Source organism: Methylobacterium sp. J-078, from assembly GCF_022829285.1.
Taxonomy (GTDB): domain Bacteria; phylum Pseudomonadota; class Alphaproteobacteria; order Rhizobiales; family Beijerinckiaceae; genus Methylobacterium.
Map to the genome: position 1 here is coordinate 243,950 of NZ_JAKSYI010000060.1, position 11,692 is coordinate 255,641.

The window sequence follows — 11,692 nt, forward strand, 5'->3', positions numbered from 1 at the left end:
CGCCCCGGCGGCTCAGGTCGCTTCGATCGGGTCGATCTTGTCCGGGTAGAAGGCGAGGTGTCCCGCGATGGCTTCGACGGCCGGATGGGGGTCCTCGTAGCTCCAGACCGCGTCGGTGGCGTTGGCGTCCGGCGTCGTCAGGCTGAAGTAGGCGGCGTCGCCCTTGTAGGGGCAGTGGCTGCGCCGGGTGCTCGGGACGAAGTGCGCCCAGCGCGCATCCGCCCGGGGAATGTAGAATACGGGCGGATAATCCGCCTCCCGGAGGATCAGGGCGGCGTCGGTCTCGGCCAGCAGCGTGCCCGCGAGGCTGACGCGGACGCGCCCCGGATACGGCGCGATGTGGATGGGGTGGTCCGGTCCGGGCTGTCTCATGAATTCGGTCCTTCAGGTTTCCGCTCGGTGGTGCCCAGAGCATCGGCGAGGCGCGCCTGCGCGGTGCCGGGCTTCAGGGGCTTCTGCTGGCTCTCGTGCGGGGCCCACCCCGAGAGCCACAGGATCTCGAAGCTGGCGCGCAGGCGCCCGTCCGGATCGGCGAAGCGCTCGGCGTAGAGGGCGGCGGCGCGCATCAGGGTCGCCCGCCTTAAGGGAGTCCGCCGCCGCTCCATGAGGACGTTGGTGAGGCCCATGGCGCGCAGGTCGCGCATCAGGACGAACGGGTCGGGGTAGCGCACGGTCACCGTCTCCACGTCGGTGACCGGCAGGGCGAAGCCCGCGCGCTGGAGCAGGCTTCCCATCTCGCGCACCTCGGCGAAGGGTGCGACGCGCGGGCTGATGCCGCCCTCGCATTCGCTCTCGGCCTGCCCGAGGACCTGACGCAGCTCCGTGAGGGTGCGCCCACCCAGCAGGCACCCGATGAACAGCCCGTCCGGGCGCAGCGCGCGGCGCAGTTGCGCCAGGGTCCCCGGCAGATCGTTGACGTGCTGAAGGGCCAGGAGCGAGACCGCCAGGTCGAGGCTCTGCGCCCGCAGCGGCAACGCCTCCGGATCGGCCAGGACGGTGCCGCGCTCCGACACCGGGGCGAGGCGCAGGACCCGATCCGCCCGCCCGCTCGCGCGAAGGTGATCGGCAGCCAGGGGCGTCGGCGTGGCGAGATCGAGGGCGATCGGAAAGGTCCGCAGCACGGCGGCGAGGCGATCGTCGAGATCCTCCACCACCCGCCGGAGCAGGAAATCGGCGTAGCCGGCCCGGCGGGCGCGGGCGAGGCGTCTACGGGCGAGGCTCGTATCGAAGAGGGGTGGCGGCGTCATCCGGGAAGACATGTGGGATGACATGGCGCGCCCGGACGTGTGGCGCCAGCACTCGGAACGCGAAACCGGCTCCGATTGTTGAGGGCCTACGATTCGACAGCGAATTCGGAGATCTAAGCCATGAAAGCCATTCTGTTCGGCACGGCCCTCACCGTCGCGGGCCTTTCTCTCGCTGCAACCGGCGCGGAAGCGAAGGGCTGCATCAAAGGCGCGGTCGTGGGCGGCCTCGCGGGCCACGTCGCGGGGCACGGCGTGCTCGGCGCGGCGGCGGGCTGTGCCGTCGGGCGCCACCAGGCCAACAAGCGCGATCGCCAGGAGAATCAGGCGCAGCCGGCGCGCTGAGGCGCAGACCCGGTCGTCTCCGCGCGGTGCGGAGAGTAGGGTCGCCGACATGGCCCCTGCGTCCCGCACCGCCTTCGCCGGACTGCGCCGCCTCTGGGGCGGCGCGCTGTCCCTGGTCTATCCACCCACCTGCGCCGGCTGCGGCGGGGCCATCGCCGATCCCCACGCCCTGTGCGCCGCCTGCTGGTCCGGCCTGCGGCTGATCGAGCGGCCCTATTGCCAGCGGCTGGGCACGCCGTTCGCCGTCGATCACGGCACGGGCGCCCTCCTCTCGCCGCGCGCCATCGCCGATCCGCCGGTCTTCGACCGGGCCCGGGCGGTCACCCTCTATGAGGGCGGCGCCCGCGACCTCGTCCACCGCCTGAAATACGAGGATCGCCTCGATCTCGCCCCCGTGCTAGCCCGAATGATGGAGGGCGTCGGATCGGAACTCTTGCGCGACGCCGATTGCCTCGTGCCCGTCCCGCTCCACCGCTTCCGCCTGTGGCGGCGGCGCTTCAACCAGGCAGCGCTCCTCGCCGAGCGCGTCGGGCGTATCGCGCAGCGGCCGAGCGAACCCGGATATCTCGCCCGCGTGAAGGCGACGCGCTCGCAGGTCGGCCTGAGCCGCGTCGCCCGCGCCACGAACCTCCAGGGCGCGTTCCGGGTCCCGGAGGCCGCGCGGGCCGCGCTGCAGGGGCGCCGCATCCTGCTCATCGACGACGTCATGACCACGGGGGCGACCGCGAACGCCGCGTCGCGGGTCCTCCTGCGCGCCGGCGCAGCGTCCGTCGACGTTCTCACCTTCGCGCTGGTCTCGGGCGAGGTCGGCTGAGGGACGGCCCGAACGGGAACGGGGACCCGAAGGTCCCCGTCCGTCCCGATTGCGCTCGAAGGTCCGGCCCGTCCTCAGGCCGTGACGGGGCCGAGGGGTGCGGCGCTGCCTGATTCGGGTGCTGCCGGCGTCAGCACCTTGCCGCGCGGACCGACCCAGGTGCCGACCCACTTGCGCTGCCAGACCAGCAGGCAGCCGAGCACCACCGCCGCGAAGACCGCGTAGCCGACGAAGCCGTAGGCGAACGAGCCGGTATACTGCTTCGACAGGCCCATGACGTTCGGCAGGATGGCGCCGCCGAGGGCGCCGACCTCGCCGATCATCGAGCCGGCCACCGCGGTGTTGGCCGGCCAGCGCAGGGGCACGAGCTGGAACAGAGCGCCGTTGCCGGCGCCCAGCGCCGCGAAGCAGAGCATGAACAGCGCCGTGGTCAGCGCGAGGGAGGGCGTCGCGGTCAGGAGCAGGAACGAGCCCACGGCGGCCAGCAGCACCACCGACAGCACCAGGATGCCGCCCATGCGGTCGGCGAAGTAGCCGCCGACGACGCGGATGCCGGAGCCCATCAGGGCGGCCAGCATGGTGAGGCGCCCGGCCTCCACCTTCGTCACGCCGAACTGCTCGTAGAAGAAGGTCGGCAGGAAGTTGGACAGGCCGATGAAGCCCCCGAAGGTGATGATGTAGATGAGGTTGAAGGCCCAGCCGTCCTTCTGGAACAGGCAGGAGACGTGTTCCTTGAAGGACTGATGCTCCGCGTCCGGCGGCTCCTTGGCGAAGACGATCATGACGATGAGCGGGATCGCCATGACGCAGCCGGCAAAGCCGTAGACGGACTGCCAACCGTAGACCTGTGCCAGGGGCGGGGCGAAGAGCACGGCGAGCACCGTGCCGGAATTACCGGCGCCGGCGATGCCCATCGCCAGACCCTTGTGCTCCTTGGGAAACCAGCCCGAGCCGAGCGACAGGGCGACGCCGAAGGAAGCGCCCGCGATCCCGAGCAGCACGCCCATGGCGAGCACCTCGTCGTAGGTGTTCACGTAGAAGAAGCCGTAGGCCATCGCGAGCATGATGATGGTCATCTCGGTGATGGCGGCGTTCTTGCGCCCGATATACTGGGCCAGCACCCCGAGCGGGAAGCGCATGATGGCGCCAGCCAGGATCGGCAGCGAGATCATGAACCCGGTCTGGGCCGGGGTGAGCTTGTAGGTCTCGGTGATGAACGGGCCCATCGCGCCGTTGAGTACCCAGATCGCGAAGCAGAAATCGAAGTAGAGGAACGCGGCGAACAGGGTCGGGGGGTGACCGGATTTCATCACGGTCTTGAAGCTGGCCATGGAGTGCGTCTCGAGGTTCGCGGCCGCGTGGCGGCCGCTCTTGCCAAGGGATCCGGACTCACGCCGTCCGCCTGCGGAGCGCCGTTGCTCCGCCCGTCGCCACGGGGCGACGCAGCACCAAGAGCATCGAACGTGCCAGTTGCGGGATGCTCGACGCTTCGGGCCATCGATGCCCGTGCTGCCCATCCGAGATGCGGGCCCGTGCCGCGCGACGCGGCATTGCCCATTCCTTAGGCCTATGGCCCGATTGCTCGGATCGTGCGCGAACCGGGCCTGCGCGCGGCTTTCAGGCGTCGGACTGGAAGGCGGCGAGCGGCGCGGCGATGGTGCAGGTGACGCCGTCCGGCGGGAAGGCCAGGGCGATGGTTCCGCCGACCTGGCCCGCGAGACCACGCTCGATGAAGCGGGAGCCGAAGCCCTTGCGCGCCGGCTTGGTCACCGGCGGTCCGCCGACCTCCGCCCAGGAGAACACGAGGTGCGCCTCGTCGGCGTCCGGGCGGATCGACCAGCGGATGGCGACGTGGCCGTCCTCGCGGGAGAGCGACCCGTACTTGGCGGCGTTGGTGGCGAGTTCGTGCAGCATCAGCGCCAGGGACAGGGCGGGCTTCGCGCCGATCTCGAGGTCGGGACCGTCGAGGTGGAAGCGTCCGCTGCGGTCCTCGTGGAGCTTCAGCGCCCCGCGCACCACGGGGCCGATCAGGGTGCTGCCCAGCGCACCGCCCATCAGGAGGTCGTGCGCCTGGCCCAGCGCGATGAGGCGGCCGGCCAGTACCTCCTTGGCGGTATCGACGTCGACGGCCGAGCGCATGGTCTGGGTGGCGATCGACTGCACCATCGCCAGCAGGTTCTTCATCCGGTGGCTGAGTTCGCGGTTGAGCAGTTCCTGCTGCTCCTCCGCCCGCAGGCGGGCCACGGCGGCGCGGGTGCGGTCGACCACGTTGCGCAGGAAGTCGAGGATGTCGGGGGTCCAGTTGCGCCGCTTCGCGTCGTGCAGACAGAGGACCGCCACGAGATGCCCGCGCTCCATCAGCGGCAGATTGATCACGGTGCGCACGTCGAGGGCACGAAAGCCCCGGGCCTGCGGGGCGGTGCGCGGATCGGCCTCGACGTCGTCGACGATGACCACCCGCCCCTGCCGAAGCTCCGGCAGGTAGCTGCCGTAATCCGCGTAGCGATGCCGGCCGGCGATGCTGGTCACGCCCGGCAGCGTCCAGTCGCGGGCGATGTCGAGGTAGCGGCCCGTCTTGTCGAGGGTTCCGTAAGCGGCCCGGGTCAGCCCCAGGGTGCGGCCCGCGATCTCGGCGGCCGCGTAGGCCATCTCGGCGGGATCGTGCAGCTCGCCCAGGCGCTCGCCGAGTTCCACCAGGGCGGCCTGGCGCTCCTCCGAGCGCTTGCGCTCGGTGATGTCCACGGAGGCGCCCGGAAACCGTAGCGGCGTGCCGTCGGGCGCACGCACGAGGCGCCCGCGCGCGATCACCCAGCGGTGCGAGCCGTCCGGCTGCACGATCCGGTACTCACAGGCGAACTCCTCGGCTCCGGCGAAGAGGCGGTCGAGCTCCGCCTGGAACATCGCCACGTCGTCGGGGTGGAAGTTGCGGGTGTAGTCCGCCAGCGGCGCGCCGAGGGCCGCCCGCTCCGGATCGACGGTGTAGATCCGGGCGAAGTTGGCGTCCGCGTAGACGACGTTCTCGCGCAAATCCCAGTCCCAGGTCCCGATCATGCCGGAGGCGCCGAGGGCGAGGCCGAGGCGCTCCTCGCTCCGGCGCAGGCGCGCGCTGGCCGCCTTGCTCTCGGTGACGTCCGTCACCGTCAGGACCGCGCCTTCGACGATGCCCCCCTCGATGATCGGGGCGTTGGTGGTGATCACGTCGATGGGCGTGCCGTCCCGCCGAAAGAACGTGGTCGCCCGCTCGCGCAAGGGTTCGCCCGTCCTCAAGGAACGGACGACCTCGCAGTCCGAACTCGGGAAGGGGCGCCCGTCGGCGTGGTGATGGTGGGCGACGTCGTGCAGGTTCTGCCCGATCAGCTCCCCCTCCCCCCAGCCCAGCATGGCCTCCGCCGCCGGGTTGGCGAAGGTGATGATGTCGTCCCGGGTGAGGCGGAAGACCGATTCGCTGAGGTGATCCGTGACGGTCTGGAGCAGGGCCGTCTGCTTCTCCAGGGCCTCCTCGGCCCGGTGCTGGACCGTACGGTCCCGCAGGATCTTGAGGTATCCGATATGGACCTCGCTCCCGTCCCTGAGGGGCATCATCTCGCCCTGGGCCCAGAAGAGGGTTCCATCCTTGCGCTGGTGCCAGCGCTCGTCGTTGGCCCGGCCCATGGCGCGGGTCGTGCTCATCTCGCGCTCGAAGGTATCGCTCTCCCGGTCGGCCTCGATGAAGAACAGGTCGGCGGAACGGCCGAGGATCTCGGCCTCGGTCCAGCCCAGGACGCGCTCGGCGCCGACGTTCCAGCTCGTGATCAGGCCCGCGAGGTCCATGGCGATGATGCCGTAATCGATCGCGCTCTCGATGATCGCCGCGTTGCGCCGGTCGGATTCCTGCCGTTCCTTGAGGGTGCGGCGCAGGTCGAGCTCCGTCATCACCTGCCGCGCCAGGGTCCGCAGCGTGAAGGCCTGCATCGGGGTGAGATCGCGCGGGCGGGTGTCGAGGACGCAGAGCGTCCCGAGCGCCTCGCCTTCCGGCGTTCGCAGGGGCATGCCGGCGTAGAAGCGGACGTGCGGCTCCCCCGTGACCAGGGGATTGTCCGCCGTGCGCGCATCCTTCGTGGTGTCGCGGATGACGAAGAGGTCGTCTTCCTGGATCGCGTGCGCGCAGATCGATTCGCTCAAGGTCGTCTCGGAGCGCGCGAAGCCGATGCGCGCCTTGAACCATTGGCGATCGACATCCACGAGCGAGACGAGCGACACCGGCATCTCGAGGAGCATCGCGGCGAGCCGGACGACGTCCTCGAACGCGGCCTCGGGAGCGGTATCGAGAATGTCGTAGCGCGCCAGCACCGCGCGCCGCGGATCGATCTCGTCGCCGGTCGTACTCAATCACCCCTCCGGCCGCACGCGCGCCGGCCTCCCGGCCGTGTGGGCTGCCCTCCGGCCGAACTCCCCGGCCGACGGCGGAGCCTGGCCACCTGTACGCGGACGGACGCGATTGTCCTAACGCCAACCGGCCTGCGGACGCGCATTTCGGGAATCCGCCCCGCGGGGGCTGCGTGGGCAGCGTTCAGATCGGCGCCCCTCAGCGGCAGACCGTGACGTTCCGCACGACCCAGCCCTCGCCCGGCTGCCACAGCTTGCGGCGGCTGCGCTGGCAGGCCGCCGGCTCAGGCTCACTGGAGGTCCAAGCGGTGTCGGGTGCGACGGGCTCGGGGGGACGCGCGGTCGGGCTGCGGCCCGCCAGGGCCTCGCCCGGCAGGAGGGCGAGGAGGAGCAGCGCCGCCAGCAGGGGACGGCGCGCGCGGGAGCGGGGACGCGGGGAGACCAGCACGGGTCGCGTTCCATTTCTGGGGTTGGGTGCCCCTGTTCGGGCACGGCTTCTATGTCGGTAAGGCCCGCGTTTTTGCAATCACCCGGCGAGCGGATCGGGGTGCCGTCCCGCACGTTTTCGGTGTCTTGGTGAAGACCGGGCTGCTGGAGCCGGACGGGATCCCGGGAAGTCGCCGGCACGGGAAGTCTCCCGCAAGGTTGTGCCCCCCATGCATCGCACGGGATCTTTGGTACCCATGCAATGCTGCCCAGTCGTCAACCGACGTGACGCGCGGGGATTGGCTTGCTAGGCCCGGAGTCACGGTACCCACATTCACGACGACTGCTCGAGCGACCTTTCATGCCTCAAACGACCCGCCGCACGCTTCTCACCGGGGCGACGACGAGCCTCGTGCTCCTCACGCCGATCGGGTCCGCCCTCGCCCAGGGCCGCGGGCTCTTCAACGACGGCATCGACGGCGACCTGCCCTACGACGACGAGCGCCTCTACCGCGACGAGGCGGGCCGGCTCTATCGCCGGCGGGGCGGCCAGTACGTGCCGTATTCCGAGCGCGGGGCCGACCGCGATCCGGACCGCATCAGCCAGCGCGGCCGGGCGCCGGTGGCGGACGACCCGGATGCCGACCTCTACGCGCCCCGGCAGGTCCCACCGGCCTCGCCCCAGCAGGCGGCCCCGGCCAAGCCGGTCGACAACGGTCCGATCGACTTCAACCGCGCCTACGCGGCGATCACCGACGAGCCGTTCCCGGTCTATGCCTTCAACTGGCGCAAGGCGAACCCGTCCTTCCTGCGCCAGGAGATCGCCTATACGGGCTCGGAGCCCCCGGGCACGATCGTGGTCGATCCGCGTGCGCATCATCTTATCCTGGTCCAGCCGAACGGCCGGGCGCGGCGCTACGGCGTCGGCGTCGGCAAGCAGGGCTTCTCCTGGTCGGGGGCCTCGACGGTCAACTCGAAGCAGATGTGGCCCGACTGGTACCCGCCGAAGGAGATGATCGCCCGTACGCCGAAGCTGGCGAAGTCGGTCTCGCAGCTGCAGAGCGGCCTCGGCGTTCCCGGTGGCTCGCGCAATCCGCTGGGCGCCCGGGCCCACTACCTCTGGCAGGGCAACAAGGACACGCTCTACCGCATCCACGGCACCCTGGAGCCGGATTCGATCGGCAAGAGCGTGTCGTCGGGCTGCATCCGGATGATCAACCAGGACGTCATCGATCTCTACGGTCGCGTCGAGATCGGCAGCCGCGTGGTCGTGCTGACCTGACAAAACGCAAATCGCCGGCAGCGGTCGAGACCGCTGCCGGCGAAAAGATGCGCCGAGGGCCGTCGGGGCCCTTCGTTCGTCGCGCGCCTCAGACCTCGGTGATCTCGCCCTCGCGCACGGCCCGCTCGCTGGAGCCGGACTTGATCCGGTAGAACGGCTCACCGGTCTGGTCCTCGGGCACGAGGCGGACGATCTCGAAGACGTCGGAGGCGTCGGCCTTGCTCGCGGCGTAGCCGATCTGGGCACGGCGCACGCGCTGGCCGAGCTTGAACTTGTGGGACATGGTGCGTGGCTCCGTGATCGGAGGCCGGGCGCAGGTCACGCCACGGCGGGAGGCCGGATCAATCCGGCCCTGTGAGAATGTCCGCCCCGCATCGGAGGCGAATGCGGACAGGCAGGAAGACGAGGCCGCCGGAGCGGCCGAGCCCCTTGCCTGATCAGCGGCGAGCCTTGGCCTTGCGGGCGGCATAGCGCGCATCGCGCTGCGCCTTCTGCTCCAGGCGTGCGGCGGCAGCCTGAGCGATCTTCTCCTCGGCGGCGCGGGCCTCCTCGGCGGCGAAACGCTCCCGCTCGGCCTCGGCCTCGGCGGCCCTCTGCGCTTCCGCTTCAAGCCGGGCCTGTTCGCGGGCGGCGACGCGGATCTCCCGCTCCCGCGCGATCTGGGCGCGCTCCGCCTTGCGGGCGACCACGGCCGGATCATTAGCCGCCGGGCGGTCGCGGAAGCGCGCCAGCGCGGCGGCGCGAGCCTCCGTGGCGGCCTTGAGACGGTCGGTCATCGAGTTCGGGTTGAATTGGCTCACACAGGATCCTGTGATGCGGGAGACCACGACGCGGGCGCGCTCCCCTGGAGATTGAGGCTGAGAACACAAGCGAGCCGCCTCCCTTCCGGGAAGCGGCTCTTGGAGAAGCCGGGCTCCGCGCGAGCGGAGACCCGCCGGATCAGACGGTCTGGAGGCTGCCGGCGGACTGCTTGCCGCTGCGCTTGTCGGTTTCCATCTCGTAGGAGACCTTCTGGCCTTCGGCGAGGCCGCGCAGACCGGCGCGCTCGACGGCCGAGATGTGCACGAACACGTCGTTGCCGCCGTTATCCGGCTGGATGAAACCGAAACCCTTTGTCTCGTTGAACCACTTAACAGTACCGACAGCCATCTATATTCCTTCGCCCTTGCGGGCTTATTTCCCGGAGGTCCACGCGATCGTGCGCGGCCGTCTCCGTCACCGATCCGAGAAAAAATACTCCCCGCCCAATTTCTGATCGAAATCGAGCCGAGGAAGATCTTTCGCTGGATTGATGAGGAAGGTGTACGCGCTTTCCCCCGATTAGGCAAACTGATTATTGAATCAACATTCGGCGTGAAACGGTTGGACCATTCCGGATGGACATGACCTGTGTCCCTTGGCCGGTCTCCCTTCGCCTATGTCCCTTGGGCGACGAACGTTCCACCTGATCCGCCTCCCGCCGGAACGAATGTGGCGTCCCGGTCTTAAAGCGAGCCGAACCGGCTCAGATCGATGGGGTGCATCCCTTGCACGCGACCGCAGAGGACCAACAGGACGGCGCATTTCCCCTGCGACGCGTGACGTTTTCCAGCCGTGACTACCCGTCGGAGGACGCGGCCGGCGTCTATCAGCTCCTGTTCGCAAGCTCGGCGCTGGTCACGCCGCTGCACGCACCGTTCCACGTGGAGGTCACCAGTTTCTGGTCGGAGCACATGCGCTTCCACTTCCTGGAAGGCGTGCCCTTCGTCTTCCACCGTCCGGCGCAGAAGATCGGCTATGACGGCCTCGACGCCATCGTGGTGCAGCACGTGGAGACGGGGTCGATCGTCGGCCAGTTCGACGGCCGCGAGGTGCGGGCGGATGCGGGATCGCTCTACATCATCGATTTCTCGCGGCCGGTGATCATCCGGGACACCACCGCCCTGCCGCTCCAGAAGCGCAATTTCGTCGGTCTGCCGCGGGCCTTCGCCAAGCGCTGGCTCGGCCCCCTCGACCGGCTGCACGGCTTCGTCGTTCCGCCAGAGATCGCCGGCGCCTATACGGATCACCTCCTGCGGCTGCGCGAGCGACTGCCCCACCGCAACACCCTCGACGTCGCGACCCTCACCACCACGGTGACGCTGCTGGCCCGGGCCATCACCCAGGCCTCGGGCCACGGCACCTCGCGCTCCGACCCGGCGCTCCTGTTCCGGAAAGCCTGCCTCTACATCGACACCGCGCTCGGCAACCCGGATCTCAGCGCCGCCGAGATCGCCCGCGCCATCGGCGCGTCGCGGACCCGCCTCTTTTCGGTGTTCCAGGGCGTCGGCGGTGTCGAGCGCTACATCCGCGCCACCCGCCTGCAGCGGGTCCGGGCCGCCCTCGGCGAGCCGGCACAGGCGCATCCGATCGCCGCCCTCGCCGACGCGTTCGGGTTCCGCAGCGCGGGCCAGCTCAGCCGGATGTTCCGACAGCATTACGGCCTCACGCCGACCCAGTTCCGCGCGGATGCCGACCCAGGCGGGGTCCGGCGCCGCGCGGCAGGGCACGAGTCTGCGACCTGCGAGAACGAAGACCGGCTCGCACGGTGATGCTGTGTGCCCCAAAGCCGCGCGGGTTTCACGCGTCACTCACCAGGGGCATTGATCACGCAGTGTGGTCTACAGTTCACCCTTTCGAGAATCGCCCGCCCGACCCTGTTGCGCGGCCGGTAGGCGGTCTATCGACGTCGGGCTGACGCGCCCGATCCCTACGGGTCGGGATGACCAGCACGATTTCCGACAGCCAGATGCCCCCACGCAACGCCGGACGACTTCCGAGAAGGGTGGGCCAAGGCGGCAGCCGATCGGGAAAAGCGCCGCTGAATGTCCCGGATCAGGGCGAAACGGTGGAGCGGGCGATCGGGATCGAACCGACGACATTCAGCTTGGGAAGCTGACGTTCTACCACTGAACTACGCCCGCATCGGGATGTTTCTTGAACGGCTTAGGCGTCTCATGTCAACGCCTTTTCTGTCTGCCGCTCGGCGAACGTAGCTGGTTCGTCGCAACTGCATCAGGTCCTGTTGGAGCGCCTGCATGCAGCGGGTGAGATCGACTAGAGCTGTGCCCGGCAGTGTTGCGACGGGAGGGCGGCTGAAGCGTTGACCGGTGAAGGAGTCTGCGATGCCTTCACCGTTGTCTGTCGATCTACGCGAGCGCGTCGTGGCGGCCGTGGCAGGGGGCGCGTCCTTTCATC

At 69.6% G+C, this 11,692-nt stretch carries 12 protein-coding genes and 1 tRNA gene; 4 read left to right on the top strand and 9 right to left on the bottom strand.

Annotated elements, in window-relative coordinates; translation table 11 throughout:
• Nucleotides 1-12: 12 nt before the first annotated feature.
• Together MKK58_RS09260 and MKK58_RS09265 are read right to left on the bottom strand one after the other, a co-directional pair.
• On the bottom strand, nucleotides 13-372 hold the full coding sequence (locus tag MKK58_RS09260) for a DUF427 domain-containing protein (RefSeq protein WP_243911789.1): 360 nt from the start codon (nucleotides 370-372) through the stop codon (nucleotides 13-15).
• Nucleotides 369-1,247, bottom strand: a complete 879-nt coding sequence (locus tag MKK58_RS09265) for a methyltransferase domain-containing protein (RefSeq protein ID WP_243911790.1) — start codon at nucleotides 1,245-1,247, stop codon at nucleotides 369-371. Before MKK58_RS09265 ends, MKK58_RS09260 begins: the two co-directional genes overlap by 4 nt.
• A 120-nt stretch (nucleotides 1,248-1,367) precedes the next feature.
• Between MKK58_RS09265 and MKK58_RS09270 the strand changes: the two genes are divergently transcribed.
• Together MKK58_RS09270 and MKK58_RS09275 are read left to right on the top strand one after the other, a co-directional pair.
• A complete protein-coding gene (locus tag MKK58_RS09270) occupies nucleotides 1,368-1,589 on the top strand; it encodes a hypothetical protein (RefSeq protein WP_238275494.1) in 222 nt (73 codons plus the stop codon).
• 49 nt (nucleotides 1,590-1,638) lie between these two features.
• Nucleotides 1,639-2,403 carry a ComF family protein gene (locus tag MKK58_RS09275; RefSeq protein WP_243911791.1) on the top strand — a complete coding sequence of 255 codons (765 nt, stop codon included), beginning with the start codon at nucleotides 1,639-1,641 and terminating at the stop codon, nucleotides 2,401-2,403.
• Between the two features lie 74 nt (nucleotides 2,404-2,477).
• Here the strand turns inward: MKK58_RS09275 and MKK58_RS09280 are convergent, their stop codons facing one another.
• The 3 genes from MKK58_RS09280 to MKK58_RS09290 form a co-directional block, all read right to left on the bottom strand.
• Nucleotides 2,478-3,734, bottom strand: coding sequence for an MFS transporter (locus MKK58_RS09280; protein ID WP_243911792.1), 1,257 nt, complete (start codon nucleotides 3,732-3,734; stop codon nucleotides 2,478-2,480).
• 286 nt (nucleotides 3,735-4,020) lie between these two features.
• Complete coding sequence (locus MKK58_RS09285; RefSeq protein WP_243911793.1) at nucleotides 4,021-6,771, bottom strand: PAS domain S-box protein; 2,751 nt, start codon at nucleotides 6,769-6,771, stop codon at nucleotides 4,021-4,023.
• Nucleotides 6,772-6,967: 196 nt separating this feature from the next.
• Nucleotides 6,968-7,216, bottom strand: coding sequence for a hypothetical protein (locus tag MKK58_RS09290; RefSeq protein WP_243911794.1), 249 nt, complete (start codon nucleotides 7,214-7,216; stop codon nucleotides 6,968-6,970).
• 339 nt (nucleotides 7,217-7,555) lie between these two features.
• On the opposite strand from MKK58_RS09290, the gene MKK58_RS09295 reads away from it, so the two are divergent.
• Complete coding sequence (locus MKK58_RS09295; RefSeq protein ID WP_243911795.1) at nucleotides 7,556-8,476, top strand: L,D-transpeptidase; 921 nt, start codon at nucleotides 7,556-7,558, stop codon at nucleotides 8,474-8,476.
• 88 nt (nucleotides 8,477-8,564) lie between these two features.
• On the opposite strand, the gene MKK58_RS09300 is transcribed toward MKK58_RS09295, so the two are convergent.
• The 3 genes from MKK58_RS09300 to MKK58_RS09310 all read right to left on the bottom strand — a co-directional run bounded on the left by MKK58_RS09300 (nucleotide 8,565) and on the right by MKK58_RS09310 (nucleotide 9,625).
• Entirely contained in the window at nucleotides 8,565-8,759 is a 195-nt protein-coding gene (locus MKK58_RS09300) for a hypothetical protein (protein ID WP_243911796.1), read from the bottom strand.
• Nucleotides 8,760-8,913: 154 nt separating this feature from the next.
• Nucleotides 8,914-9,276, bottom strand: a complete 363-nt coding sequence (locus MKK58_RS09305) for a DUF6481 family protein (RefSeq protein WP_313899277.1) — start codon at nucleotides 9,274-9,276, stop codon at nucleotides 8,914-8,916.
• A 139-nt stretch (nucleotides 9,277-9,415) separates the two neighbouring features.
• Nucleotides 9,416-9,625: a cold-shock protein gene (locus MKK58_RS09310; RefSeq protein ID WP_238275572.1), complete on the bottom strand. Its 210-nt coding sequence runs from the start codon at nucleotides 9,623-9,625 to the stop codon at nucleotides 9,416-9,418.
• Nucleotides 9,626-10,002: 377 nt separating this feature from the next.
• On the opposite strand from MKK58_RS09310, the gene MKK58_RS09315 reads away from it, so the two are divergent.
• Nucleotides 10,003-11,046, top strand: coding sequence for an AraC family transcriptional regulator (locus MKK58_RS09315; RefSeq protein WP_243911797.1), 1,044 nt, complete (start codon nucleotides 10,003-10,005; stop codon nucleotides 11,044-11,046).
• A 297-nt stretch (nucleotides 11,047-11,343) separates the two neighbouring features.
• On the opposite strand, the gene MKK58_RS09320 is transcribed toward MKK58_RS09315, so the two are convergent.
• Nucleotides 11,344-11,418 (bottom strand) — tRNA-Gly (locus MKK58_RS09320).
• Nucleotides 11,419-11,692 lie beyond the last annotated feature (274 nt).